Source organism: Pseudomonas sp. GW821-FHT09E04, from assembly GCF_059416185.1.
Map to the genome: position 1 here is coordinate 19,037 of NZ_JBWKOR010000009.1, position 26,568 is coordinate 45,604.

Below are 26,568 nucleotides of genomic sequence, written 5' to 3' on the forward strand. Positions count from 1 at the left end.
GCAGGGTCGAGCGATCATCGGTCAGACGTCAGGGTTGTCGTAGACCTTGTGCCCACCTTTCCAGGTTTCGCAGACGACGATTTTGCGGATTTTGCTGGCCGGGTATTGTTCGTCGAGGGGGTTATTCTCGAGAATCACGAAATCGGCGAAATGCCCATCCTGCAACGAACCGGTAAAGGCATCCGCATGGCACTGCCACGCAGCGTCATAGGTGATGGCTTTCAGCGCTTGCTGACGGGTCAGGCACTGGCCTTCGTTGAGCACCGGTTGTCGGGCTGCCTCTTTGACAAACGTACCGTCCTGGTTGCGTATGCCTTCCATCTTGCGGGTCACGGCCTGTTCCATTGAGCGCAACGGCCCCAGCGGGGTGACGGTGCAATCGCTGTGCAACGAGATGCGCAAGCCTCTGTCCAGGGCGTCCTGGCACAGGTCGAGCATCTGGCTGGCCTTTTTCTCGAAGATCGCCTGTTCGAACGCATACCCCCAATAGCCGACGTGACCGATCAGGAAGCTGGGAGAGATGCCCAGATCCTTCATTTGGTCGAGAGTGTCACTGGTCAGCATTGAGCAGTGTTCGATGCGATGGCGTTTTTCCAGGCCGCTCTGGCCGTTCAACGCATTTTTGTAGGCCTGCAAGGTGAATTCGATGGCGCGGTCACCGTTTGCGTGAATCATCAATGGCCAGCCAGTGCCAATGGCATTGTTCAGGGTGGTCTGATAAGCCGTCGGGAGCGTTGTCGGGTCCTGGGGGGCCGGGCTTGGGTCACAGAAGTTGAAGTTGCCTTTCGGCGATGTGGCCTCGCAGCAGTAATCGTCGATCTGATAACCCGTCAGCCCCTGGTTCGAGCCATCGGATATCAGTTTTACCGAGCCTTGATAAAACAGCCGGGCCGCTTCCTTGGTCACCGGTTTGTAGGGTTCGATTTTGCTGAAGTCCACACCATTGCAGGCCGCCGCATAACCGACGCGAACATTGCGCGGATGGGTCAGGCCGTAGGCTTCCAGAATCACCTTGGATACCGGGTCGACCATGGCGTCATACAACAAGGTGATGCCTCGTTTGGAGGCGGTCTCGAAGTAGTCTTTCATGTACTTGAAGATGTTCACCACGTCCAGCGCCTGAGCCAGCGGTATCGAGAGCAGGGCTGGTGTGATGCCGGCCTCTTCCTGCAGGTTGCCCTGGGTCTCTTTAAGGAACGTGTCGAAACTCTTGTATTTGTCTCGCAGCTTCTGGCTGGCCGCGTTGTTGTGGAAGTACACGGCTTTGCACGCAGGTGTATTCAGGTAAACGGTGTGCATCGAGGCGCTGATCATCAGCAACGGGGTTTCTTTGAGAATGCTGTCGAGGTTGCCAGTGTTGTCGGCGTGCGGATCGAAGTCACTTTTGCAATAGAAACGGGTGAGCTGGTTCTTGCCGTCAGGCACTACTTTGAACGGCATGAGAGCCGGATCGACCATCCGTCCCAAGAGCCAGCTCGTATTGTCCTTCGGCAGATTTTCGTAGATTTTTTCTTTCAGCGTGTCCCAGTCATAACGCTTGTTCAGCTGCTGAGTATCTTCGTCGATCGGCCCCAGATTCACCCATCCATCCATGACGCAGGACTGCACGATGTGCATGTGTGGTTCGATCAGACCCGGCAGCAGCGTTTTATCGCCCAACGAACGCGTTGTGTATTTGATGCCCTTGGCCTTCATGCGCTCCTGCACATGGGCGAGGGTGCCCGAGGCAACCACGTCGCCTCCATGGATGCCCAGCGCTTCGACCTGTTCATCCATGTTGCCGTTTTTCAGGGGGTAGATGGTGCCGCCGGTGAAGATCAACGATTCGCTGCCGGGTTCCGGTAGCAGTCCCGCAACCTTGCCTGCGAAGGCTTTAAGGTCGACGGTGTGTCTGAGTGTATTCCATACCGGGTTTTCGCAGCCGCAATGGGTGCAGCCTTGACCCTGTCCATGTGATCCCATGATTCCATTCCTCAGGTTTTCGGTGGTTTGAGGCGTGACGCACGGAGTGTGCGAACAGCAAGCGTAGCAGGCACTTTGATATCGGACGGTCAGTCGTCGGCCACCCGGCTTTGGGCGCTGCAACTGTGCTTGTCTCAGACTGCAACAGCTGTCGCGAAATTGGACGCCGGGAGGCCACGCAAAGATTGGCGCGACACCTTGATGAACGCGTAACTGCTTGATTGAACAGCTTATCGGCAAGCTGGCACGCTCCGTGTATTGCTCACCTCAGACGTTTCGCTTGCCTCCGTTCGTGCATCGCCGCGAACGGCAGAAACCATAAAAACGATAAGCCACAACAATAAGAAAGCACCGTGCGAGGTTCGACGTTGATGAAGAGAAAACTCCGATCAGGCATGAGCGCCAGTCTGCTGGCCGTGGCCGCTTGCGTGGCCCTGCATTCACCCCACAGCCTGGCAGCCCGCGACGCCCAGACCATCCTCAAGGAAACCTGCCAGGGCTGTCACACCCCTGAAGCCGGCGACCGGTTGAGCCGCATCAGCCACCAGCGCAAGACCCCGGAAGGCTGGTTGATGAGCATTGCCCGCATGCAGACCATGCACGGTTTGCAGATCAGCGATGAAGACCGTCGTACGCTGGTCAAATACCTGGCCGACACCCAGGGCCTGGCGCCGAGCGAAACCGATGGCGTGCGTTACGCGCTGGAACGACGGCTGAACACCGTCGAGCAGTTCGACGAGAAAACCGCGCAGATGTGCGGCCGCTGCCACTCAGGTGCACGGATCGCCCTGCAACGGCGTCCGGCTCAAGAATGGGAACGCCTGGTGAATTTCCACCTCGGCCAGTGGCCGTCGCTGGAGTATCAGGCGCTGGCTCGCGATCGCGACTGGTTCGATATCGCCCGCAAGGAAATGGTCCCGCTGCTGGCCAAGCGTTATCCGCTGGACAACCCGGCGTGGCAGGCCTGGATCAAAACCAGACCGAAGGCCGAGGCACTGGTCGGCGACTGGAGCTTCAGCGGCCACTTGCCGGGCAAGGGTGAACTGGCCGGCATCATGAGCGTTACGGCCGATGGCAGCGACACCTTCAAGGTTGCCGTCAAAGGTCAGTACGCCGATGGCAGCCCGTTCAACGGTGACGGCAACGCGATCCTCTACAGCGGCTACGAATGGCGCGGCAACGTGACTGTCGATGGCGTGACCATGCGTCAGGTGTTCGCCGCACAAGGCAACGCCATGCAGGGCCGGATGTTCGAGGCCGAGCACGATGAGCGCGGCCTCGACTTCGTTGCCGCCAAACAGGGTTCCCAGCGCTTGCTGGCGGTGCAGCCGGGTTATGTGAAGGCCGGCAGCGAAACCGAAGTGACGCTGGTCGGTAGCGGTCTGAGCGGCAAACCGGACTTCGGCAAAGGCGTGGACGTGGTCGAAGTGGTCGAGCAGAACGCCGACCGGATCAAAGTCAAAGTCAAAGCCGCGGCCAATGCCCAGCCGGGCTTGCGCGCGGTCAGCGTCGGCAACCTGAAAGGCCCGAGCCTGTCGGTGTACAGCACGATTGCCTCGGTCAAAGTGGTGCCGGAATTCTCGGTGGCACGGATCGGCGAGGGCGGCGGTTCGACGCCGAAAGTCCAGGGTCGCTTCGATGCCGAAGCCTGGGGCAAGGGCGCCGACGGCAAGCCGTATCGCATCGGCGTGTTCCCGGCGCAATGGAAAGTCGAAGCCTTCGACGAGCGCGCCAAAGAGGATGAAGACGTCAAGTTCGCCGGCACCATGCAGGCCGACGCGGGCGTGTTCACCCCAGGCGATGCCGGGCCGAATCCGGCACGCAAGATGTCCACCAACAATGCCGGTAACCTCAAGGTGATCGCCGCCGTCGACGACGCAGGGAAATCCCTGACCGGCGAAGGCCATCTGATCGTCACCGTGCAACGCTGGAACAATCCACCCATTCCCTGATGTTGAAACGTGAGTTGTGCTGAGCGACAGCGATTCAGACACTTTTCGGAATGACCGCAAGTCCCGCCAGGCGGGGCTTGCACAGGAGGTTTGCAATGGGCGCTATCTTGAATCTGGTCGAACGTAATCTGCACGAAGTGCACGTCGACGCCGACCGCATGCTGTTCCATATCCCCAGCAGTTCGCTGTTCGCCAGCGATGAACTGACCGGCACCATCATCGATGCGTTGCGCGGGCCCGGCTGTTCCTCGGAAGACTTGATCCAGCGCCTCGGCGCGCGGTTCAACGGCGAGGAAATCAACGAGACCCTGCGCGAGCTGATCTCGCTGGAACTGGTCAGCGACGGCTCGCCGCTGACCCCGGACATCGCGGTCAAACGCGTCGAGCGCACCGCGATCAACACGGTGGTGCTCAACGTCAACACCGGCTGCAACCTGAGCTGCACCTACTGCTACAAGGAAGACCTCGACAAGCCGTCCGCCGGCAAGAAAATGGACGTCGAAACCGCCATCGCGTCAGTGGAAATGCTACTGCGTGAATCCCCCGACGAAGAACGCTTCACCGTGGTGTTTTTCGGCGGCGAGCCGCTGAGCAATCGCAAGCTGATCGAATACATGGTCGATTACTGCGAGAAGCGTTTTGCCGAGGCCGGCAAGTTCGTCGAATTCGTGATGACCACCAACGCCACGCTGCTCACCGAAGAAACCGTGGACTACCTGAATGCTCACCGCTTTGGGCTGTCAGTGAGCATCGACGGACCGAAAACCGTGCACGACCGCAACCGCATCACGGTGGGCGGGCAGGGCACTTATGACGTGGTGCGGCGCAAGGCCGAGATGCTGCTGTCGCGCTACAACAGTCGCCCGGTCGGTGCGCGGGTGACCCTGACCACTGGCGTCACCGACGTCGAAACCATCTGGGATCACCTGTTCAACGAGCTGGGGTTTGCCGAAGTCGGGTTTGCCCCGGTGACGTCCGGCGATATCAGTAGCTTCAACCTTTCCACCGACGAGCTGATCGAAGTGTTCGCCAGCATGAAGCGCCTGGGTCGGCGTTATCTGGAAGCCGCGCTGGAGCACCGCAACATCGGTTTCTCCAACCTGCATCAGTTGATCACCGACATCCACGAAGGCCACAAAAAGGCCCTGCCGTGCGGTGCCGGGTTGAAGATGCTGGCGGTCGATCACAAGGGTGAGTTGAACCTGTGCCATCGCTTCACCGGCTCGTCGCTGCCGACCTTCGGCAATGTCCACAGCGGTGTGAAACAGGTCGAGTTGAATGACTTCCTGTCCCAACGTCTGGACCGCACCAACACCGGTTGCCACGACTGCCAGATCCGCAACCTGTGCTCCGGCGGCTGCTACCACGAAAGCTACGCCCGCTACGGCGACCCGGCCCACCCGACTTATCACTACTGCGAACTGATGCGTGACTGGGTCGACTTCGGCATCGAGGTCTACACCCGGATCATGGCCAATAACCCTGCGTTCATCAGCAGCTACATCACTCCGCGCAAGGCTCACTGATATGAAACATCTCAAGGCAATCAATAACAAAGCGTTGAAGCTGGATCAGGCCGCGGATGAAAACCGCATCGAAGAAGTGGTGGCGATGAGCTCCGTCGCCGGCTGTGCCTCGACCACCGACCCGGGTTGGGAAATCGATGCGTTCGGCGGGGTGTCGTCGCTGTGCCAGCCGATGGAAGCCGACCTGTATGGCTGCTCCGACCCATGCTGGTGGCCGGCCCAGGTGCCGGACATGATGAGCACCTACCCGGACTGGAACAAGGATGCCCAGGCGTCCAACGACAACTGGCGCAACCTCGGCACTGTCTTCCCGAAAGACAAGTGATCCCTAAGAAGAAGGATTCCAGCATGCCTAGCCTCAACAAAGCCTGCGGCCTTGCCGCACTCGCGGTCCTGAGCGCCTGTTCGCTCCCGGTTCTGGCCGATGAAAACACCGCGCTGCAGGACGGTCACGAGTACATGTTGACCACCAATTACCCGAACAACCTGCATGTCATCGACCTGGCGACCGACACCTTGTACAAGACCTGCAAGATGCCCGACGCCTTTGGCCCCGGGACCGTGCAGCTGTCGCCGGATCGCAAGACCGCGTATGTGCTGAACAACCATTACGCCGATGTTTACGGTGTCGAACTGGACAGCTGCAAGCAGGTGTTCCACGCCAGCATCACCCAGCAACCGGGGGAGAAAGCGCGGTCGATGTTCGCCTTCACCGTCAGCCATGACGGCAAGGAGCTGTACACCATCGCCAACCCGACGTTGATGCTCAACGACCACTACGAGGTCAAGCAGCCGCGTCTGGACGTTTACGCCACCGATGCCGGAATGAACGCCAAACCGGTGCGCAGCTTCCCGGCGCCACGGCAGTTGACGATCATGCAGAGCGGCGATGACGGCACGTTGTATGTAGCTGGCGCTGATGTGTACAAGGTCGATGTGAAGAGCGGAAAGTTCGACGTGCTGATCCCCAGCCGCCACTGGAAACGCCCGAATTACAGCGCGCCGGACGTGCTCTACGTGTGGAACCAGCAGACTTACCGCCACGATTTCTCGCTGCTGTACACCGCCGCCAAGTTCAAGGACAAGAAGCAGGATCCGGCCACTGCCGAGTATCTGTACGGACTGTTCAGCATCGACCTGAAGACCGGCAAGACCGAAACCACTGATTTTGGCCCGCTGACCGAAATCTATTTCAGTGGCATGCGCTCACCGAAGGATCCGAACCTGATGTTCGGTGTGCTCAATCGTCTGGCGAAGTACGACATCAAGCAGAAGAAGCTGATTCAGGCGGCCACGCTGGACCATTCCTACTACTGCATTTCGTTCAACAAGGACGGCAGCAAAATCTATCTCGCCGGGACGTTCAACGACGTGGCGATCTTTGATGCCGCGACCATGAAACAGACCGGCAGCATCAAATTGCCGGGTGGGGATATGGCGATTACCACGGCGCAGATTTTTGTTCGGTAATTTTGTATTGCCTGAGCTGCCGCAGTCGCGAGCAGCTCAGGTTTTGAATATCAGGCCCCTGGCACCGGGCAGCCCACATCCCCTTCCTCACACTTCAAATACTGCTTGAGAGCCTCGGTTCGACCCTTGGTCACACGCGTGATGCATACGCTGTAGATCATCGGGTACATACTTCCGCCCTTTACGCCCGACGCCGAAAATTCGCATTCGGCATCGCGAAACCCAATCCACGCCCGCTGAGCACTGACCAGCAGTTTCTTGCTGGCAGGTTCTTCTTTCAGCCGTGCGGTGATCTGCTGATACACCGTGTTCAACTCTTTATCCGCCGCTTTGCTCTCTTGCCCGGCGCACTGATTCATCGTCGCCTGATCGCTGGCATTGGCGCAGTCCACGGCCGCGTGGGCGACGGAAGTGAAAAGAAAGGGTGTCAGGGCCAGAAGCAGGCGTGGGGACATGGGGTTTCTCGCTGTTTGCGGTGAAGAAATGTGCAGTGTAGACAGGCGAAGGATGATTTTGATCAGTCGTTTGATACAACTTCGCATTGGACATGTGGTCATACAAGCCTACTGTTCAAAACAGGAGGTGACGTATGAAACCAGTACCCAACAGCTTTGAACGTAAAATCATGCTCAGGTCGCCACGCTCCCATGTCTGGCGTGCGCTGGTCGATGCCGAGGCGTTTGGCCAGTGGTTTGGCGTGGCTCTGGAAGGGCGGCGGTTTATCGCGGGCGAGTGGACGCAGGGGCAGGTCACGTACCCCGGTTATGAACATGTGCTCTGGAACGTGCTGGTGGAGCGGGTCGAGCCCCAGCAGTTGTTTTCCTTCCGTTGGCACCCGTATGCGGTGAACCCGAAAATCGACTACTCCCAGGAACCGACCACACTGGTCAAATTCGAGCTGCAGGACTACGAGAACGGCACGCTGCTGAAGGTCTCCGAGTCAGGTTTTGCGCACATTCCCGACGTCCGCCAAAAAGAGGCGTACTACATGGACAGCCGTGGCTGGGAAGAGCAATTGAGCCGACTTGAACACTTTCTGGCCGAGACCGACAGGGCACGCGAGCGTGAAGGTGGCTGACAGCGAATGGTTTGACCCGTGGTTGAAGCGTTGGGCACTGGTGCCCGACGGTGTTCCGATCATCACGCCGGGCAGCAAGCTGTTGCCGGTGCGTCAGGGCGACGTACCGGCGATGCTGAAAGTCGCGGTGGACGATGAGGAAAAGTACGGCAACCTACTGATGACCTGGTGGGACGGCGACGGCGCCGCTCGGGTGCTCGCTCATCACGAGGAAGGACTGCTTCTGGAGCGGGCCACGGGCCAACGTTCGTTGATGAATATGGCGCTCAATGGCGAAGATGACGAGGCGACCCGCATCATGTGCCGGGCCTTGGCGCGGTTGCATGCGCCGCGATCCACGGAGCCGCCTGCGTTAGTAGAGCTGGCACCGTGGTTTGCCTCGCTGCGAGTGTCCGCCGCCCGATACGGCGGCCAATATTCTGTTTGCCTGCAATTGGCTGAAACCTTGCTCGCCGAACCCCGGGACATTGTTGTGCTGCACGGTGACATGCACCACGACAACGTCCTCGATTTCGGCTCGCGCGGCTGGCTGGCCATCGATCCGAAACGGGTGCGGGGCGAGCGTGGCTACGACTACGCCAACCTGATCTGCAACCCGGAATTGCCGACGGCCGCTGACCCTGAACGCTTTCAACGGCAAGTCGATGTGATCTGTGAAACGGCAGGGCTGGACCGCCGGCGTCTCTTGCAATGGGTGCTGGCGTTTGCCGGACTGTCTGCCGCGTGGTTCATGGAGGATGACGAACAAAACGCCGCCGCCGGACAGCTGGAAGTCGCGTATCTGGCGGCTTGCGCGCTCGATGCCTGACACGTCTAAGGGTTTTCGGAAGGGGTGCTATGGCGAATGTCTTACACGCGGTGGTAGCTTTGTCGACTATTGCCGATTGGATCCAGAGCGTAATCTAGCCTCATCAACTGAAGCACAGGGAGTGTTTCAGGATCACGGATGATCGACCATTAGCAAGGATCGCTGCCGACAGGGAGTCGATAATGGTCTTGGGAAAAACCCGCTTCGGCGGGTTTTTTTTCGCCTATGGAAAAGTACCGTGCCCAAACAGAAACACCGCCGATTGGCGGTGTTTCTGCATCTGCAGGTTTTACGAGGCGATCAACTGCCGCAACACGTAATGCAGGATCCCGCCGGACTTGAAGTACTCCACCTCGTTAAGGGTGTCGATGCGGCACAGCACTTCGATTTTCTCCTGACGCCCGTCTTCTCGGGTGATCACCAGGGTCAGGTTCATCCTTGGCGTCAGCTCGACTCCGGTCAGACCCTGAATCTCCAGGGTTTCCTTGCCGGTGAGGTTCAGGCTCTTGCGGTTCTGATCCAGCTTGAACTGCAACGGCAGCACGCCCATGCCTACCAGGTTGGAACGGTGGATTCGCTCGAAGCTTTCAGCAATCACCGCTTTAACTCCCAGCAGGTTGGTACCCTTGGCGGCCCAGTCGCGGCTGGAGCCGGTGCCGTATTCTTGCCCGGCAATCACCACCAGCGGCGTGCCCGAGGCCTGATAACGCATGGCCGCGTCGTAGATCGCCAGTTTCTCGCCGGTCGGAATGTAGATCGTGTTGCCACCTTCTTCGCCGCCGAGCATTTCGTTACGGATGCGGATGTTGGCGAAAGTGCCGCGCATCATCACTTCATGGTTGCCCCGGCGTGAGCCGTAGGAGTTGAAGTCCCGTGGTTCGACGCCTTGCTCGCGCAGGTAACGCCCGGCCGGGCTGTCGGCCTTGATGTTGCCGGCGGGGGAGATGTGGTCAGTGGTCACCGAATCGCCCAGCAACGCCAGCACTCGCGCGCCTTTCACATCGGCGATCACCGGCAATGGCCCGGCGATGTCATCGAAGAACGGCGGATGCTGGATGTAAGTCGAATCTGCCTGCCAGACGTAGGTCGCGGCTTGCGGCACTTCGATGGCTTGCCACTGTTCGTCACCGGCAAACACCTCGGCGTACTCCTTGTGGAACATCGCCGTATTGACCTGATTCACCGCGTCGGCGATTTCCTTGCTGCTCGGCCAGATGTCGCGCAGGTAAACCGGATTGCCCTGCTGGTCATTGCCCAGCGGTTCGCTGCTGATGTCGGTGCGCACACTGCCGGCCAGGGCGTAGGCGACGACCAGCGGCGGTGACGCCAGCCAGTTGGTTTTCACCAGCGGATGCACCCGGCCTTCGAAGTTGCGGTTGCCGGACAGCACCGAAGCGACGGTCAGGTCGGCTTTCTGGATGGCTTTTTCGATCGGTTCCGGCAGCGGCCCGGAGTTGCCGATGCAGGTGGTGCAGCCATACCCAACCAGTGAAAACCCGAGCTGATCGAGGTACTGCGTCAGCCCGGCGGCTTTGTAGTAATCGGTGACCACCTTGGAGCCCGGTGCCAGTGAGCTTTTCACCCAAGGCTTGCGGGTCAGGCCTTTCTCCACGGCTTTTTTCGCCAGCAGGCCGGCGGCCATCATCACGCTGGGGTTGGAGGTGTTGGTGCAGGACGTGATCGCGGCAATCACTACGGCACCGTTTTTTAGGCGGTAGGTGTGGCCGTCGTACTCGTAATCCGTTTCACCGACCAGATCGGCATTGCCCACCGCGACACCGCCGCCGCCCTCGCTTTCCAGACGTCCTTCTTCCTTGCTGGTGGGTTTGAATTGCAGGTCGAGGAAGTCACTGAAGGCCTGGCCAACATTCGGCAGAGAAACCCGGTCCTGTGGGCGTTTCGGCCCGGCGAGGCTGGCTTCGACGCTGCCCATGTCCAGCGCCAGGCTGTCGGTGAACACCGGTTCCTGACCGGGCAGACGCCACAGGCCCTGAGCCTTGGTGTAGGCCTCGACCAGTTTCACCACTTCAGTCGGGCGGCCGGAGAGGCGCAGGTATTCGAGGGTTACGTCATCGACCGGGAAGAAACCGCAGGTCGCGCCATATTCCGGGGCCATGTTGGCGATGGTCGCGCGGTCGGCCAGCGGCAAGTCGGCGAGGCCGTCGCCATAGAACTCGACGAATTTGCCGACCACGCCTTTCTTGCGCAGCATCTGGGTCACGGTCAGCACCAGGTCGGTGGCGGTGATGCCTTCCTTGAGCTTGCCGGTGAGTTTGAAGCCGATGACTTCGGGAATCAGCATCGACACCGGTTGCCCGAGCATCGCGGCTTCCGCCTCGATCCCGCCGACGCCCCAGCCGAGTACGCCGAGGCCGTTGATCATGGTGGTGTGGGAGTCGGTGCCGACCAGTGTGTCGGGGAAGGCATAGGTGCGGCCGTCTTCGTCCTTGGTCCACACCGTGCGTCCGAGGTATTCGAGGTTGACCTGGTGGCAGATCCCGGTGCCCGGCGGCACCACGCTGAAGTTGTCGAAGGCGCTCTGGCCCCAGCGCAGGAAGGCGTAGCGTTCGCCATTGCGCTGCATTTCGATGTCGACGTTCTGTTCGAAAGCGCTGGCGCTGCCGAATTTATCGACCATCACCGAGTGGTCGATCACCAGATCCACCGGAGACAACGGGTTGATTCGTTGCGGATCACCGCCGGCCTTGGCCATGGCGGCGCGCATCGCGGCCAGATCGACCACGGCCGGTACGCCGGTGAAGTCCTGCATCAGCACCCGGGCAGGGCGGTACTGGATTTCCCGGTCGGAGCGGCGCTCCTTGAGCCACGCGGCAATCGCCTTGAGGTCGGCGCCGGTGACGGTTTTTTCATCTTCCCAGCGCAGCAGGTTTTCCAGCAGGACTTTCAACGACATGGGCAGCTTGTCGATATTGCCCAGGCTTTTGGCAGCATCCGGCAGGCTGAAGTAGTGGTAAGTCTTGTCATCGACTTTCAAGGTTTTAAGGGTGTTCAGGCTATCAAGGGACGGCATTACGATCACTCCTTTCAGGCTGTTTGAAAACTACTGCGCTCGGCAATCCTGCGTTAAAAACAGGCTCGGAATGCTCATTTACAACTCGTAGACTCCGCTTCCAAGCCTGTTTTTGCCTTGTCTTGCCTTCGCTCGCTACGTTTTCAAACAGCCTGTTTGAGTCCGCACGGCTACGGACTGAGGGGACGGGCAGAGCTATCAACGTAGCCCTGTTTTCAGTAGCTGGCTAATAACTGGACTCTATGGGCAAGTCCAAGGTTCCGACATGGGCTATCATGCGCCGGTTTTCGTGACAGGCTTTGCTTCAACGCAGGTCTGGGCATCGCGCAGGGGATGAATGATCGCCCTCTGCCCAGGAGTAAGAATGAACACCCTATTCATGCATTGCCGGCCAGGCTTCGAAGGCGAAGTCTGCTCGGAGATTTCCGACCTCGCCGCCCAACTGAACGTGGCCGGCTACGCCAAGGCCAAACCGGCGACCGCTTGCGCCGAGTTCGTCTGCACCGAAGAAGACGGCGCCGAGCGCCTGATGCGTGGCCAGCGTTTCGCCGAGCTGATCTTCCCGCGCCAGTGGGCGCGTGGACTTTTCATCGATCTGCCGGAAACCGACCGCATCAGCGTGATCCTCGCGCACATGGCCGAATTCCCAGTGTGCGGCAGCTTGTGGCTGGAAGTCGTCGACACCAACGACGGCAAGGAACTGTCGAACTTCTGCAAGAAGTTCGAAGGCCCGCTGCGCAAGACGCTGACCGGCGCCGGCAAACTGGTGGACGACGCCAACAAGCCACGCCTGCTGCTGACCTTCAAGAGCGGCCGTGAGGTGTTTCTCGGTCTGGCCGATGCCGGTAACTCGGCGATGTGGCCGATGGGCATTCCTCGTCTGAAGTTTCCGCGCGAGGCGCCGAGCCGTTCGACCCTGAAGCTGGAAGAGGCCTGGCACCACTTTATCCCTCGCGATCAGTGGGAAGATCGCCTGCACAGCGACATGACCGGTGTCGACCTCGGCGCGGCGCCGGGCGGCTGGACCTGGCAACTGGTCAATCGCGGCATGCTGGTGACGGCCATCGACAACGGCCCGATGGCCGAAAGCCTGATGGACACCGGCCTGGTGCAGCACTTGATGGCCGACGGTTTCACCTTCAAACCCAAGCAACCGGTGGACTGGATGGTCTGCGACATCGTCGAGAAGCCGGCGCGCAACGCCGCGATGCTCGAAGAGTGGATCGGCGAGGGTCATTGCCGGGAAGCGGTGGTCAACCTCAAGTTGCCGATGAAGCAGCGTTACGCCGAAGTGAAGCGTCTACTCGAGCGTATCGCCGATGGTTTCAAGGCCCGCGGGATCAAGGTCGATATCGGCTGCAAGCAGCTGTACCACGACCGCGAGGAAGTGACCTGCCATTTGCGCCGCCATGACGTGAAGAAAGCCAAAGCCCGCTGAGCGCGCGACAGGTGACCGAACACCCGGCATTGGGCGACAATGCCGGCCAGTTTCAGGAGTGAATCATGAGTGAAATGATCAATACGCCGGTCGACGGCACCCTTGACGCCACCGGCCTCAACTGCCCGGAGCCGGTGATGATGCTGCACCAGCACATTCGTGACCTGGTGCCCGGCGGCTTGCTCAAGGTGATCGCCACCGACCCGTCGACCCGCCGCGACATCCCCAAGTTCTGCGTGTTTCTCGACCATGAACTGGTGGGCCAGCACGAAGAAGCCGGGACCTATCTGTACTGGATTCGCAAAAAGTCCGGTTGATCGGAAGGCAAAAAAAAGACCTGCATGTGCAGGTCTTTTTTTATCGCCGATCAGCCCATCGAGCGGCTGATGCGAATGCGTTTGCGTGCGCTGCGCGTCAGGCGGATCGACAGCATCAGCGCCGCACAGCTCAGGCCGACGATCAGGCCTTCCCACAAGCCGCTCGGGCCGCGAGGCTCGCCGAGCCAGTCGGTCAGGCCGAGGGCGTAACCCACCGGCAGGCCGATGCCCCAGTAGGCGAACAGGGTGAGGATCATCGTTACCCGCGTGTCCTGATAACCGCGCAGGGCGCCGGCGGCGGTGACCTGAATCGCGTCGGAGAACTGGAACAGCGCCGAATACACGATCAGCATCGCGGCGATGTGAATCACCATCGGATCGGAGGTGTAGATCGCCGCAATGTGCTCGCGCATCAGCAGCATCATGCTCGCCGACAGGCAGGCGTAGGCCAGGGCAGTGCCCATGCCGACACCCGCCGCGAAACGCGCTTCACGGGGTTCTTCACGGCCCAGTGCCTGACCGACCCGCACGGTCACCGCCATGCCCAGTGAATACGGAATCATGAACACCAGCGAGCTGACGTTCAGCGCGATCTGGTGCCCGGCCACCACGGTGGCGCCGAGGCTGCCGATCAGCAGCGCGATCACCGCGAAGATGCTCGACTCGGCAAACACCGCGACGCCGATCGGCAGACCGATGGCCAGCAAGCGCTTGATCACCGCCCATTGCGGCCAGTCGAAACGGCTGAACAGTTCGCTCGACTTGTAGGCTGGCGCCCAGCGCTCGTAACCGGCCAGGCCCAGCGCCATCACCCACATCACGATCGCTGTGGCCCAGCCGCAACCGACGCCGCCCATGGCCGGAACGCCGAAGTGACCGTAAATGAACACGTAGTTCAACGGAATGTTCAGCGCCAGCCCACACAGGCCCAACACCATCGCCGGCCGCGTGCGGCCGAGGCCATCACTGGTGCAGCGCAGCACATGGTAGAAGGCAACGGCTGGCAGACCGCTGGCGATGCCGTGCAGGTACTGCATGCACGGGCCGATCAGCTCCGGATCGACTTTCATCAGGTGCAGGATCGGTTCGGCGCTGAACAGCATGCCGGTCGCCATCAGTCCGACCACCAGTGCCAGCCACAAGGCTTGACGCACGATCGGGCCGATCTCGCTGTGGGTGCCGGCGCCGAAGCGCTGGGCGACTTTCGGCGTGGTGGCCAGCAGGGTGCCGGTCATCAGCAGAAACACCGGCACCCAGATCGAGTTGCCCAGCGCCACGGCCGCCAGATCCTTTGGCCCGACGCGCCCGGCCATCACCGCATCGACGAAGCCCATGGCGGTGGTCGCCAGTTGCGCGATCATGATCGGCAGGGCCAGGCCGAGCAGATTCTTCAGCTCCAGGCGAACCCGGGCAGGGCGGTTGAGGGAAACGGCGTCAGGGCGTTCAGTTACGGAATTCACAGGCAAAGCGTCCACAGGGGTTGATGCGCAAGGCCGGGCATTCTACGCCGCTGACGTTATGGTCAGGAAAAATCCTCTGTTGCGGATTTGTAATCGTCCCGCCTTATCAAGAATCACAGCCTGCTGGCTCATCGCAGTGTCAGCGCCTACACTGCCGATCCGCCCAAGGAGCCCTGTCATGCTGATTGTTGCCGACGAAAATATCCCGCTGCTCGATGCTTTTTTTGCCGGTTTCGGCGAGATCCGCCGGGTGCCGGGCCGTTCCATTGACCGGGCCACGGTCGAACAGGCCGACGTGCTGCTGGTGCGCTCGGTAACTAACGTCAATCGTGCGTTGCTCGAAGGCAGCAAGGTGCGGTTTGTCGGCACCTGCACCATCGGCACCGATCATCTGGATCTCGAATACTTCAATGAGGCCGGCATTACCTGGTCCAGTGCGCCCGGCTGCAATGCCCGGGGCGTGGTGGATTACGTGCTCGGCAGCCTGATGACCCTGGCCGAAATCGAAGGCGTCGATTTGAGTGAGCGCACTTATGGCGTGATCGGCGCCGGTGAAGTGGGCGGTCGCTTGATCAAGGTGCTCAAAGGGCTGGGTTTGAACGTGAAAGTCTGCGATCCGCCGCGTCAGGCAGCCGAGGGCGGTGACTATGTCAGCTTGGAGCAGATCATTGCGCAGTGCGACGTGATCAGTCTGCACACCCCGCTGACCCGCAACGGCGATGGCGCGACCTGGCACTTGTTCGACGAGCAGCGTTTGCAGCAACTCAAGCCGGGCGCCTGGCTGATCAACGCCGCCCGTGGCCCGGTAGTGGATAACGCCGCGTTGCGCGAAGTGCTGCTGGAACGTGAAGACCTGCAGGCGGTGCTTGACGTGTGGGAAGCCGAACCGCAAGTCGATGTGGCGTTGGCTGAACTCTGCGTACTGGCGACGCCGCATATCGCCGGTTACAGCCTCGATGGCAAGCAACGCGGCACGGCGCAGATCTATCAGGCTTACTGCGATTTCATCGGGCAGCCGGCCAGCATTCAGCTCAGCGATCTGTTGCCGGCACCGTGGTTGTCGGAAGTTTCCCTGCATGCCGACAGCGATCCGGCCTGGGCGCTGGCGATGTTGTGCCGTGGTGTGTACGACCCGCGCCGGGACGATGCGGATTTCCGCCGCACCCTGTTGGGTAGCGTCGGTGAGCAACGTGCCGCGTTTGATGTGTTGCGCAAACAGTATCCGGTGCGCCGCGAGATCGAAGGGCTGAAAGTGCGGATCGAGGGGCATTCCCCGGCGTTGCAGCAGATCGTGACGGCGCTGGGCGCTGTGGCCGTTTAAATCGCGGGCAGAAAAAACCCGGCCTCCAGGGGCCGGGTCAGGAAGACGGTGGCGATATCACTTTTGTTCGGCAGGCTTGACCAATCGCTTCTCCAGTTCGCGGCAGGCGTTCTGGATCATGTCTTCAGTGATTGGCACTTCGCGCCCATCCTTATCGATAATCGAGCAACCCAGAGGTTGGCCGGGCTTGGTGCGGATCACTTGAATCTTGTCATCGCTGCTGTGTTGCAAGGACATGGCCTGTCTCCTCATCAGGTTGTGTATGCACAATAAAACCGTCAGGTGACCAGGCTGTGACAACTCCCTTCGATCTTTCCGGAACGGTATCTCCACTCAAGCAGAAATGACCGTTCGTCTCAACCCGGGCATTAGACCGATAGCATCTAGGGGGTAGTCTGGCCGGTCATAATTAACCTGACTCATTGTGATTTGCAGAGTTCCACCCCATTGAGTGTCCAGGCTGGCCCCATTAATCAGCACACGACGTGAACCTGAATGATCCCGATGCTTTCCTCGCGCCACCGCCGGGCCCTGCGCCTGACCAGTCATTTTCTTCAGCCTTATCGCTGGCAGGCCTTCGGCGCACTGCTCGCGCTGATCGTCACGGCCGGCATTACGTTGTCGATGGGGCAGGGCATCAAATTGCTGGTCGACCAAGGCTTCATGACTCAGTCGCCGCACCTGCTCAACCAGTCCATTGGTCTGTTCATGCTGTTGGTGTTGGGGCTCGCGGTCGGCACCTTTGCCCGGTTTTATCTGGTGTCATGGATCGGTGAACGGGTGGTGGCTGACATTCGCCGGCAGGTGTTCAACCATCTGGTGTACCTGCATCCCGGGTTCTACGAGGACAACCGCAGTTCGGAAATCCAGTCACGCCTGACCGCTGACACAACATTGCTGCAATCGGTGATCGGCTCGTCGCTGTCGCTGTTCCTGCGTAATTTGCTGATGGTCATTGGCGGTGTGGTGCTGCTGTTCATCACCAATCCCAAACTCACCAGCATCGTGGTGATCGCGCTGCCATTGGTGATTGCGCCGATTCTGATTTTCGGACGCCGCGTGCGTAACCTCTCGCGGCTGAGTCAGGACCGGATCGCCGACATTGGCAGTTACGTGTCGGAAACCCTCGGTCAGATCAAAACCGTGCAGGCCTACAACCATCAGGTGCAGGACGAACAACGTTTCGCCAGCACCGTCGAGCAAGCGTTCGAAACGGCGCGCAAACGGATTTTCCAGCGGGCCTGGCTGATCACGCTGGTGATCGTGCTGGTGCTCGGTGCCGTCGCGGTGATGTTGTGGGTCGGCGGCATGGACGTGATTGCCGGGCGTATTTCAGCCGGTGAGCTGGCGGCGTTCGTGTTCTACAGCCTGATCGTCGGCAGTGCGTTTGGTACGTTGAGCGAGGTGATCGGTGAATTGCAGCGTGCTGCTGGCGCTGCCGAGCGCATTGCCGAACTGCTGCGTTCGGAGAACATCATCCAGCCGCCGAAAGCCGGACTGGTGACCTTGCCGGAGCGGATCAAAGGCGAACTGGCGTTGCAGGATGTGCGCTTTTCCTACCCTTCGCGTCCCGAAAGCTTCGCCGTTGATGGCTTGAGTCTGACGGTCCACGCAGGCGAAACCCTCGCGCTGGTCGGGCCGTCCGGTGCGGGCAAGTCCACGGTGTATGACTTGCTGCTGCGCTTCTACGATCCGCGCGAGGGCCGGATCCTGATTGATGGCGTGCCGCTGACAAGTCTTGATCCGCTGGACCTGCGCCGCTGTTTTGCACTGGTTTCGCAGACTCCGGCGCTGTTCTTCGGCAGCGTCGAAGAAAACATTCGCTACGGTTGCCCGACCGCCACGCTGGAGCAGGTGCAGGAAGCCGCGAAAATCGCCCACGCCCACGATTTCATCGAACAAATGCCCGACGGCTACCAGACCCATCTGGGCGACGGCGGTCTCGGTCTGTCAGGCGGCCAACGCCAGCGCCTGGCCATCGCCCGGGCGCTGCTGGTCGACGCGCCGATCCTGCTGCTGGACGAAGCCACCAGCGCCCTCGATGCCCAGAGCGAACACCTGATCCAGCAAGCCCTGCCGAGCCTGATGCAAAACCGCACCACCCTGGTGATCGCCCACCGCTTGGCCACAGTGAAAAACGCTGATCGGATTGCGGTGATGGACCAGGGCAAGCTGGTGGCGATTGGTACGCATCAGGAGCTGATCGCGAGCAATCCGCTGTATGCGCGGTTGGCGGCGTTGCAGTTCAGTGATGGGCATCTGGCTTCGACCGACCCAGTAACCGACTAAGTAACCGACCATGTAGCCGACCCAGTCGAGCGCCATAAAAAATGCCCGCATCTCTCGATGCGGGCATTTTTGTTTACGTCGATCTTTGCACGATCACTGATCGTCAAAGTACCGCTCATGCCAGTCCACCAGCGGTTGCGGCGAGTTGAGTTTCTGGCCGTAGATCACCGAGTAGGACAGCACGTTCTGCACGTACTGGCGGGTTTCGTCGAACGGGATGCTTTCTACCCACACGTCGAAGCTCAGGTGATCGGCGCCACGCAGCCACTGGCGTACGCGGCCGGGGCCGGCGTTGTAGGCGGCGGAGGCGAGTACGCGGTTGCCGTTGAACTGGCTGTGCACCTGGCTCAGGTAGGCAGCGCCGAGCTGGATGTTCTTGTCCGGATCGAGCACTTGCTGCGGCGAGGCCAGAGGGATGCTGAACTTGCGCGCGGTTTCCTTGGCGGTACCGGGCATCAGTTGCATCAGGCCGCTGGCGCCGACACCGGAGCGGGCGTCGTCCATGAAGGCGCTTTCCTGACGGGTGATGGCGAACACCCAGCTCGAATGCAGGCCGCGCACCTTGGCTTCACGCACCAGGGTGTCGCGGTGGGCCATCGGGAAGCGGATGTCCAGGTCGTCCCAGTATTGCGCCTGGCTGATGGTGCGGATCGCCGGGAAGTACCACTTCAGGTCGTAGGCCAGTTTGGCCTGGGCGACCATTTCATCGCGGTTGAAGTGACGGCTGACGTGGTACCACTCGCGACGCCCGTCGACGATCTGCCCGCGGGCATGAAACTCCAGGGCGCGACGTACGCCGGGCGTGTTGCGCACCTTGTTGATGGTGGCCTGGCTGAGCACCAGCGGTTTGTTGACCAGCGAATAAGGCAGCTGCGAGCGATCGGCGGCAAGGAAACCGTAGAAGTCCCGTTCCCGTGCGAGGCTCTTGTACAGCGTCTGCGCTTCCGGGTTCTGCGGTTGCGCCAGTTCCAGGCTGCGGGCCTGCCAGTAACGCCAGCGGTTGGTGGTGGCCAGATCCTGCGGCAGGCGGCGGGTCAACTGATAGGCGTCGTCCCAGCGCGCCAGGCGCAGCAACAGGCGCAGGCGCCATTCGGATACCGTGTTGTCGCGCAGTTCCGGGTCATATTTGGTCATCACGTCCAGCGCACGGCTGTCGAAACGACGGGCGAGGGTCAGGCCGATTTCCCGGGCGATCGCGACTTTTTCATCGCGGGAGAAATGCATGCTGCTGGCGTAGCCGTCGAGCAGGTCCATGGCCTTGTCCGGATCCTGACGCGCCAGGCGGCGCAGGCCGAGGCTGACGATGTCCGACATCGGCTCGTCGGCCGGCGTGAAGCGCGACGGCTGGTTGAGCAGTTCCGGTTTCTGCGCGACATCCACCAGTAGACGCCCGCGTGGGGCAAGGGTGGTCAGGCCGTTAACCAGACTGTTGGCCAGCGGATAGTTGCGTGTCTGAGCGGCGAGCTTGGTGCGTTCCCAGCGTTTTTGCTCGGTCAACTGGCCGTCGGCAGCCCAGATCCCGAACAGCGCATCACACGCCGCCGGTTGGGATTTGCCGGTCAGCCAAAGCTTGTCGGCGTTGGCATAACCCTCGGCCTTGCGGCCGCTGCTGATCTGATACTGCGCATTCAGGCAGTCCAGTTCGGTGAAGTTGAGTTTCGGGTCGTAATACTTGACGAAGGTCGCCCATTCGCCACGGTCGGCCAGCCAGCGCAACCAGCGCAGCTTCATCCAGTTGGCCTGGGGCAGGTCACCGTGTTCGGCGAGGAATTTTTCGATTTCCGCATTGCTGGCGGTCTTCAGCCGGGCGGTCAGCTCGTCGTAGGCCAGGTATGGCTCCAGCGGATAATCGGCGAGGGCCTGGCTGTAGCGAAAATACGGGCCGGTGTCGCCCTTGGCCAAGGCGCGTTTGGCCTCATCGTAATACTGGCGCTGGGTGGACAAGTCCACCGCCTGGGCGGATTGGGCAGCAGCGGCGGTGAGTAGCAAACAGGACAAAACACTGAAAAGGCGACTGCGCATGAGACATCCGGGCAGAGAAATCATGACAAGTGCCGACAGTGGCGGCACTGAATTGTCTGTAGCTTAGCCTTTTGCCAGCAGCCGGCGAAAGCTTTGCGGGCCTTGCGGCACAAGTTCGCAACAATTGTTGTGCAGAGTGCGTCAGCGGCGAAATTGCCGGCCTGCTCGGGTCCCGATTCAGGTAGAATGCGCGCCCGGTTTTTGGAGAAGCTCATGACCCTGCTCAAATTCAGCGATGTGTCCCTTGCATTCGGCGCGATGCCGTTGTTGGACAAGGTGTCCTGGCAGATCGCCCGTGGTGAGCGGGTGTGCATCATCGGCCGCAACGGCACTGGCAAGTCCAGCATGATGAAACTGGTCAAGGGCGACCAGAAGCCTGATGACGGCTCGGTGTGGCGTGCCCCCGGTCTGAAAATCGGTGAATTGCCGCAGGAATTGCCGGTGGCCGACGAGCGGACCGTGTTCGACGTGGTCGCCGAAGGCCTCGACGGCGTTGGCGCCTTGCTCGCCGAATACCATCACCTGAGCCAGAACATCGTCACCGACGCCGATCTGGACAAGTTGATGCACGTTCAGCACGACCTCGAAGCCCGCGACGGCTGGCGCTTGCAGACCCTGGTCGACAGCACCCTGAGCCGCCTGCAATTGCCGGCCGACAAGACCCTCGCCGAGTTGTCCGGCGGCTGGCGTCGTCGTGTGCTGCTGGCGCAGGCGCTGGTGTCCGAGCCGGATCTGCTGCTGCTCGATGAGCCCACCAACCACCTGGACATCGGTGCGATTGCCTGGCTTGAAGAAGCACTGAAGGATTTCCAGGGCGCCGTGCTGTTCATCACGCACGACCGTTCCTTCCTGCAAAACCTCGCCACCCGCATCCTCGAACTGGATCGCGGCGGCCTGATCGACTGGAACGGCGACTACGCCAGTTTCCTGGTTCACAAAGAAGCCGCACTGGCGGCCGAAGAAACTGCCAATGCGCTGTTCGACAAGCGTCTGGCCCAGGAAGAAGTGTGGATTCGTCAGGGCATCAAGGCTCGGCGTACCCGTAACGAAGGCCGCGTACGTGCGCTGAAAGCCCTGCGCGTGGAGCGCAGTGAGCGTCGCGAGCGCACCGGCAAGGCCAACATCCAGCTGGATACCGCAGAGAAGTCCGGCAAGCAGGTGATGGTGCTGGATAACGTGAGCTTCGCGCATCCGGGCGGTCCGTTCCTGATCCGCGATTTCTCCATGGTGCTGCAGCGCGGCGACCGGATCGGTCTGCTCGGCGCCAACGGTACCGGCAAGACCACCCTGCTGAAACTGATGCTCAGCGGTCTGCAACCGACCAGCGGCAAGGTGGAAGAGGGCACCCGGATCGACGTGGCCTACTTCGACCAGTTGCGCCATCAGCTGGATCTGGAAAAGACCGTGATCGATAACGTCGCCGAAGGTCGCGACTTCATCGATATCGACGGCCAGAGCCGCCACGTGCTCAGCTACCTCGGCGACTTCCTGTTCAGCCCGCAGCGTGCCCGCACGCCGGTGAAGGCGTTGTCCGGTGGTGAGCGTGCACGTCTGCTGCTGGCCAAACTGTTCAGCAAGCCAGCGAACCTGCTGGTGCTCGACGAACCGACCAACGATCTGGACGTGGAAACCCTCGAACTGCTCGAAGAAGTGCTGTTGACCTTCAACGGCACTGTGCTGATGGTCAGTCACGACCGGGCATTTCTCGACAACGTGGTGACCAGCACCCTGGTCTTCGAAGGTGAAGGCAAGGTTCGCGAATACGTCGGTGGCTATCAGGACTGGATCCGTCAGGGCGGTTCGCCGCGCCTGTTGGGCGTGACCGAAAGCAAATCCGGCAAGGCTGACCTGAATTCGGCGGTGGTCACTGCCGAGCCGGCTCCGGTCGCCGCGCCTGTTGCTGCGGCCCCGGCTGCGAAGAAGAAACTGAGCTACAAGCTTCAGCGCGAGCTGGAAGCGTTGCCGGGCGACATCGACGCCAAGGAGCAGCAGATCGCTGCTGTCGAGGCTGAAATGGCTGAAGCCGGTTTCTACCAGCGTCCGCCGGCCGAAACGGCCAAAGTCATTGCTTCGCTGGAGCAGTTGCAGGCTGAGCTGGATGCGTTGGTGGAGCGTTGGGCCGAGCTGGACGCCTGATAGCTTCCGGTCATGAAAAAGCCCGGCGTCCAGTGATGGACGCCGGGCTTTTTGTAGATCGGATCAGCGTTTGACCAGGTGCACCGCCAGCACATCGCAAGGCGCGCCGTGCAGGACATCGTTGGCGGTCGAGCCCAATAGCAGCGCCAGGCCGTGCCGGCCATGGCTGCCGACCACGATCAGGTCGCATTCCTGATCCTTGGCGAAATGGTGGATTTCCTGGCGTGGCTGACCATAGGTCAGGTGGCAGTTGGAACCTTCCAGTTCGGTGTATTTGTGCTTCAGGCGCTCGAGGCGCTCCTTGGCCTGATCGAACTGCTGTTGTTGCAGTTGTGACAGATCCATTGGCACGTCACCCCCGAAGGCCATGGCCATCGGTTCGACGATATGCACCAGCGACAGCTTGGCGCCATTGCTCACCGACAGCTCTCGGGCGCGGTGGATCACAGGGTCGCACTCTTCGGTCAGATCTACGGCGACCAGGATATGGTGGTAGGGCATGAGGTGCTCCTCGTGAGGGATCAATATTGTTAAGTATGGCTGGTTTCAAGCGCATTGGTTCCAAAGTGACGCAATGGGCTCATCAAGATTCGGGAGTAGAGATATGACGGTCTGGCTGGTGGTGTCAATCCTGCTGGTGGTGTTGAGCCCCCTGGCGTGGTTGCGCCCGTCCCGTGCACAGAGTGGCCGGATAGCCTTGCGCACGGAGGCCCGGCGCATCGGGCTGGCCATGCAGCTGGCGCCTCAGGAATGGCCGCACTGGCTGTCTCAGGAGCCGCCCAATCCGTGTGCGCAATACCATCGGCCGCGGCGCAGCAAGCAGCCGGTGTGCTGGACGTACTGGCAGAAATCCCCGGGCATGTGGGTCAATCAGTGGCAGGAAGCCTGTGAAGACCCGCTTCTGCTGAATCATTTCGAGAAATTGCCGGGCAACGTTTTCAAGGTTGAAGCCGACAAGCAGATGATCGCGCTCTATTGGGGCGAGAAAGGCGAAGCGGCGGTTTTGCTGGAGATTGATGCCACGCTGAAAGCGCTGGCATGACTCGCGGACTTTTCGCGCTGCAACGGTGCGAAACGTCCGGCAGACGAGCAATAAAAAGCCCGACATGATTCATCGGGCGGGGTTGGCCAGGCAGGCCGGAAATTCTTTTTGGCGTTGATCCGGTCAGGTCCGGTCAGCAAAAGTGCGCCTGTTTTCCTTCCTAGTCCAGCCAGCGTAGCCTGTTAAACAAGGCCTGCAGCGAATTAGGGCGACTTTTCTAACTATTAATCTTATGAATGCCCTCACATGCAAGCATGTGTTGGCGGGCTGCGTCTTACAGAAATGACCGCAAAGTCGCATTTCAACCCGTATTTAGGGCGATTGACAATTGTCGGAAATTCCGTGAAGGTGGCGTACCCAAATCAAACGGGCGTATGAATTGAGCGTTTGTATTGCAGACTGCTCCTACAGAATCCCGACTATCGCGTTGGCGGGTGTGCCGGGTGGATTGGTGTCAGCATTGACGAAAAAGCGTCCTGCCGAGCCATTCGCCTGCGTCCGACGTGTACTGTTCAGCTTCCATATCGTGGAGATCAGTTGATGATTTACGAAGGTAAAGCCATCACGGTTAAAGCTCTTGAAAGTGGCATCGTCGAATTGAAATTCGACCTCAAGGGTGAGTCCGTCAACAAGTTCAACCGTCTTACCCTGAACGAACTGCGTCAGGCCGTAGACACCATCAAGGCAGATGCTTCGATCAAGGGCGTGATCGTCAGCAGTGGCAAGGACGTGTTCATCGTCGGCGCCGACATCACCGAATTTGTCGACAACTTCAAGCTGCCGGATGCCGAGCTGGTTGCTGGCAATCTCGAAGCCAACAAGATCTTCAGCGATTTCGAAGACCTCAACGTTCCGACCGTCGCCGCGATCAACGGCATCGCCCTGGGTGGCGGTCTGGAAATGTGCCTGGCCGCGGACTACCGCGTCATGTCCACCAAGGCCAAGATCGGTCTGCCGGAAGTCAAACTGGGCATCTACCCGGGCTTCGGCGGTACCGTGCGTCTGCCGCGCCTGATCGGTGCCGACAACGCTATCGAGTGGATTGCCGCCGGCAAGGAAAACCGTCCTGAAGACGCGCTGAAAGTCGGCGCTGTCGATGCCGTGGTTGCTCCTGAAAAACTGCAGGACGCGGCCCTTGAACTGATCAAACGCGCCATCTCCGGCGAGTTCGACTACAAGGCCAAGCGCCAGCCGAAGCTGGAAAAGCTCAAGCTGAACGCCATTGAACAAATGATGGCTTTCGAAACCGCCAAAGGTTTCGTGGCTGGCCAGGCGGGTCCTAACTACCCGGCCCCGGTCGAAGCGATCAAGACCATCCAGAAAGCCGCGAACTTCGGTCGCGACAAGGCGCTGGAAGTCGAAGCCGCAGGTTTCGTGAAACTGGCCAAGACCTCTGCCGCGCAGAGCTTGATCGGTCTGTTCCTGAACGATCAGGAACTGAAGAAAAAGGCCAAGGCCTACGACGAAATTGCCAAGGACGTGAAGCAGGCTGCCGTGCTGGGCGCCGGCATCATGGGTGGCGGTATCGCCTATCAGTCGGCCTCCAAAGGTACGCCGATCCTGATGAAGGACATCAACGAGCACGGTATCGAGCAAGGTCTGGCGGAAGCCGCCAAGCTGCTGGTCGGCCGCGTTGATAAAGGCCGCATGACCGCCGCGAAAATGGCTGAAGTGCTCAACGGTATTCGTCCTACGCTGTCTTACGGCGATTTCGGTCACGTTGACCTGGTCGTTGAAGCTGTAGTCGAGAACCCGAAAGTCAAGCAAGCCGTTCTGGCGGAAGTCGAAGACAAGGTCAAAGAGGACACCATCCTCGCGTCCAACACCTCGACCATTTCCATCAGCCTGCTGGCCAAGGCCCTCAAGCGTCCGGAAAACTTCGTCGGCATGCACTTCTTCAACCCGGTGCACATGATGCCGCTGGTGGAAGTGATCCGTGGCGAGAAGTCCAGCGAGCTGGCTGTTGCCACCACCGTTGCCTACGCCAAGAAAATGGGCAAGAACCCGATCGTCGTCAACGACTGCCCGGGCTTCCTGGTCAACCGCGTTCTGTTCCCGTACTTCGGCGGTTTCGCCAAGCTGGTCAGCGCTGGTGTGGACTTCGTCCGTATCGACAAGATCATGGAAAAATTCGGCTGGCCGATGGGCCCGGCGTACCTGATGGACGTGGTCGGCATCGACACCGGCCACCACGGTCGTGACGTGATGGCTGAAGGTTTCCCGGATCGCATGAAGGACGACCGTCGTTCGGCCATTGACGTGCTTTACGAAGCCAAGCGTCTGGGTCAGAAGAACGGCAGGGGCTTCTATGCCTACGAGGCCGACAAGAAAGGCAAGCAGAAGAAAGTCGCCGACCCGTCGGTACTGGAAGTGCTCAAGCCGATTGTCTACGAGCAGCGTGAAGTCACCGACGAAGACATCATCAACTGGATGATGATCCCGCTGTGCCTGGAAACCGTGCGTTGCCTGGAAGACGGCATCGTCGAAACCGCTGCCGAAGCCGACATGGGTCTGGTCTACGGTATTGGTTTCCCTCCATTCCGTGGCGGTGCGCTGCGTTACATCGATTCGATCGGTGTTGCCGAGTTCGTTGCCCTGGCCGACCAGTACGCTGATTTGGGCGCGCTCTACCACCCGACCGCGAAGCTGCGTGAAATGGCCAAAACCGGCCAACGGTTCTTCGGTTAAGCGTCCCAACTTTTGAGCGAGAGTGAAA

20 protein-coding genes are annotated in these 26,568 nt (G+C 60.3%); 13 read left to right on the plus strand and 7 right to left on the minus strand.

Annotation, left to right across the window (positions count from 1 at the left end; translation table 11 throughout):
• Positions 1-21: 21 nt before the first annotated feature.
• Positions 22-1,962 (minus strand): amidohydrolase, encoded by a 1,941-nt coding sequence (locus AC07N4_RS27050; protein WP_493066496.1) that lies wholly within the window; start codon positions 1,960-1,962, stop codon positions 22-24.
• Positions 1,963-2,333: 371 nt separating this feature from the next.
• Here AC07N4_RS27050 and peaA point away from each other — a divergent pair, with 371 nt between their 5' ends.
• The 4 genes from peaA to peaD all read left to right on the plus strand — a co-directional run bounded on the left by peaA (position 2,334) and on the right by peaD (position 6,910).
• A complete protein-coding gene (peaA, locus tag AC07N4_RS27055) occupies positions 2,334-3,914 on the plus strand; it encodes a quinohemoprotein amine dehydrogenase subunit alpha (protein ID WP_493066497.1) in 1,581 nt (526 codons plus the stop codon).
• Between the two features lie 95 nt (positions 3,915-4,009).
• On the plus strand, positions 4,010-5,440 hold the full coding sequence (gene peaB, locus AC07N4_RS27060; RefSeq protein WP_192558574.1) for a quinohemoprotein amine dehydrogenase maturation protein: 1,431 nt from the start codon (positions 4,010-4,012) through the stop codon (positions 5,438-5,440).
• A gap of 1 nt (position 5,441) precedes the next feature.
• Positions 5,442-5,765 carry a quinohemoprotein amine dehydrogenase subunit gamma gene (qhpC, locus tag AC07N4_RS27065; protein ID WP_008016081.1) on the plus strand — a complete coding sequence of 108 codons (324 nt, stop codon included), beginning with the start codon at positions 5,442-5,444 and terminating at the stop codon, positions 5,763-5,765.
• A gap of 23 nt (positions 5,766-5,788) precedes the next feature.
• On the plus strand, positions 5,789-6,910 hold the full coding sequence (gene peaD, locus AC07N4_RS27070) for a quinohemoprotein amine dehydrogenase subunit beta (RefSeq protein WP_493066498.1): 1,122 nt from the start codon (positions 5,789-5,791) through the stop codon (positions 6,908-6,910).
• 50 nt (positions 6,911-6,960) lie between these two features.
• On the opposite strand, the gene AC07N4_RS27075 is transcribed toward peaD, so the two are convergent.
• The gene (locus tag AC07N4_RS27075; protein ID WP_096822101.1) at positions 6,961-7,365 is read right to left on the minus strand and encodes a lysozyme inhibitor LprI family protein; all 405 of its coding nucleotides are present in this window, start codon (positions 7,363-7,365) and stop codon (positions 6,961-6,963) included.
• A 134-nt stretch (positions 7,366-7,499) separates the two neighbouring features.
• Between AC07N4_RS27075 and AC07N4_RS27080 the strand changes: the two genes are divergently transcribed.
• Positions 7,500-7,988 carry an SRPBCC family protein gene (locus tag AC07N4_RS27080; RefSeq protein ID WP_085713126.1) on the plus strand — a complete coding sequence of 163 codons (489 nt, stop codon included), beginning with the start codon at positions 7,500-7,502 and terminating at the stop codon, positions 7,986-7,988.
• Entirely contained in the window at positions 7,981-8,796 is an 816-nt protein-coding gene (locus AC07N4_RS27085) for an aminoglycoside phosphotransferase family protein (RefSeq protein ID WP_493066499.1), read from the plus strand. The genes AC07N4_RS27080 and AC07N4_RS27085 overlap by 8 nt, the downstream gene beginning before the upstream one ends.
• Positions 8,797-9,085: 289 nt before the next feature.
• On the opposite strand, the gene acnA is transcribed toward AC07N4_RS27085, so the two are convergent.
• Entirely contained in the window at positions 9,086-11,827 is a 2,742-nt protein-coding gene (gene acnA / locus AC07N4_RS27090; protein WP_102621852.1) for an aconitate hydratase AcnA, read from the minus strand.
• 364 nt (positions 11,828-12,191) lie between these two features.
• Between acnA and rlmM the strand changes: the two genes are divergently transcribed.
• Both rlmM and tusA read left to right on the plus strand, forming a co-directional pair.
• Complete coding sequence (gene rlmM / locus AC07N4_RS27095; RefSeq protein ID WP_493066500.1) at positions 12,192-13,265, plus strand: 23S rRNA (cytidine(2498)-2'-O)-methyltransferase RlmM; 1,074 nt, start codon at positions 12,192-12,194, stop codon at positions 13,263-13,265.
• Between the two features lie 65 nt (positions 13,266-13,330).
• Positions 13,331-13,582: a sulfurtransferase TusA gene (gene tusA, locus AC07N4_RS27100; RefSeq protein WP_011335204.1), complete on the plus strand. Its 252-nt coding sequence runs from the start codon at positions 13,331-13,333 to the stop codon at positions 13,580-13,582.
• A gap of 50 nt (positions 13,583-13,632) precedes the next feature.
• Here tusA and AC07N4_RS27105 read toward each other — a convergent pair whose 3' ends face one another.
• Positions 13,633-15,042, minus strand: coding sequence for an MATE family efflux transporter (locus AC07N4_RS27105; RefSeq protein WP_096822097.1), 1,410 nt, complete (start codon positions 15,040-15,042; stop codon positions 13,633-13,635).
• A gap of 178 nt (positions 15,043-15,220) precedes the next feature.
• On the opposite strand from AC07N4_RS27105, the gene pdxB reads away from it, so the two are divergent.
• Positions 15,221-16,363 carry a 4-phosphoerythronate dehydrogenase PdxB gene (gene pdxB / locus AC07N4_RS27110; protein WP_493066501.1) on the plus strand — a complete coding sequence of 381 codons (1,143 nt, stop codon included), beginning with the start codon at positions 15,221-15,223 and terminating at the stop codon, positions 16,361-16,363.
• A gap of 57 nt (positions 16,364-16,420) precedes the next feature.
• Here pdxB and AC07N4_RS27115 read toward each other — a convergent pair whose 3' ends face one another.
• The gene (locus AC07N4_RS27115; protein WP_065260694.1) at positions 16,421-16,600 is read right to left on the minus strand and encodes a PA1571 family protein; all 180 of its coding nucleotides are present in this window, start codon (positions 16,598-16,600) and stop codon (positions 16,421-16,423) included.
• 258 nt (positions 16,601-16,858) lie between these two features.
• Between AC07N4_RS27115 and AC07N4_RS27120 the strand changes: the two genes are divergently transcribed.
• Positions 16,859-18,652 carry an ABC transporter transmembrane domain-containing protein gene (locus AC07N4_RS27120; protein ID WP_493066502.1) on the plus strand — a complete coding sequence of 598 codons (1,794 nt, stop codon included), beginning with the start codon at positions 16,859-16,861 and terminating at the stop codon, positions 18,650-18,652.
• Positions 18,653-18,745: 93 nt separating this feature from the next.
• Here AC07N4_RS27120 and AC07N4_RS27125 read toward each other — a convergent pair whose 3' ends face one another.
• Entirely contained in the window at positions 18,746-20,674 is a 1,929-nt protein-coding gene (locus AC07N4_RS27125) for a transglycosylase SLT domain-containing protein (RefSeq protein WP_096822095.1), read from the minus strand.
• A 213-nt stretch (positions 20,675-20,887) separates the two neighbouring features.
• On the opposite strand from AC07N4_RS27125, the gene AC07N4_RS27130 reads away from it, so the two are divergent.
• Positions 20,888-22,810, plus strand: a complete 1,923-nt coding sequence (locus tag AC07N4_RS27130) for an ATP-binding cassette domain-containing protein (protein WP_096822094.1) — start codon at positions 20,888-20,890, stop codon at positions 22,808-22,810.
• Between the two features lie 63 nt (positions 22,811-22,873).
• Here the strand turns inward: AC07N4_RS27130 and AC07N4_RS27135 are convergent, their stop codons facing one another.
• On the minus strand, positions 22,874-23,311 hold the full coding sequence (locus AC07N4_RS27135; RefSeq protein ID WP_047295289.1) for a universal stress protein: 438 nt from the start codon (positions 23,309-23,311) through the stop codon (positions 22,874-22,876).
• Positions 23,312-23,414: 103 nt separating this feature from the next.
• Here AC07N4_RS27135 and AC07N4_RS27140 point away from each other — a divergent pair, with 103 nt between their 5' ends.
• Together AC07N4_RS27140 and fadB are read left to right on the plus strand one after the other, a co-directional pair.
• The gene (locus AC07N4_RS27140) at positions 23,415-23,852 is read left to right on the plus strand and encodes a hypothetical protein (protein ID WP_102621846.1); all 438 of its coding nucleotides are present in this window, start codon (positions 23,415-23,417) and stop codon (positions 23,850-23,852) included.
• Positions 23,853-24,392: 540 nt separating this feature from the next.
• Complete coding sequence (fadB, locus tag AC07N4_RS27145; RefSeq protein ID WP_493066503.1) at positions 24,393-26,540, plus strand: fatty acid oxidation complex subunit alpha FadB; 2,148 nt, start codon at positions 24,393-24,395, stop codon at positions 26,538-26,540.
• The last annotated feature ends 28 nt before the right edge of the window (positions 26,541-26,568 follow it).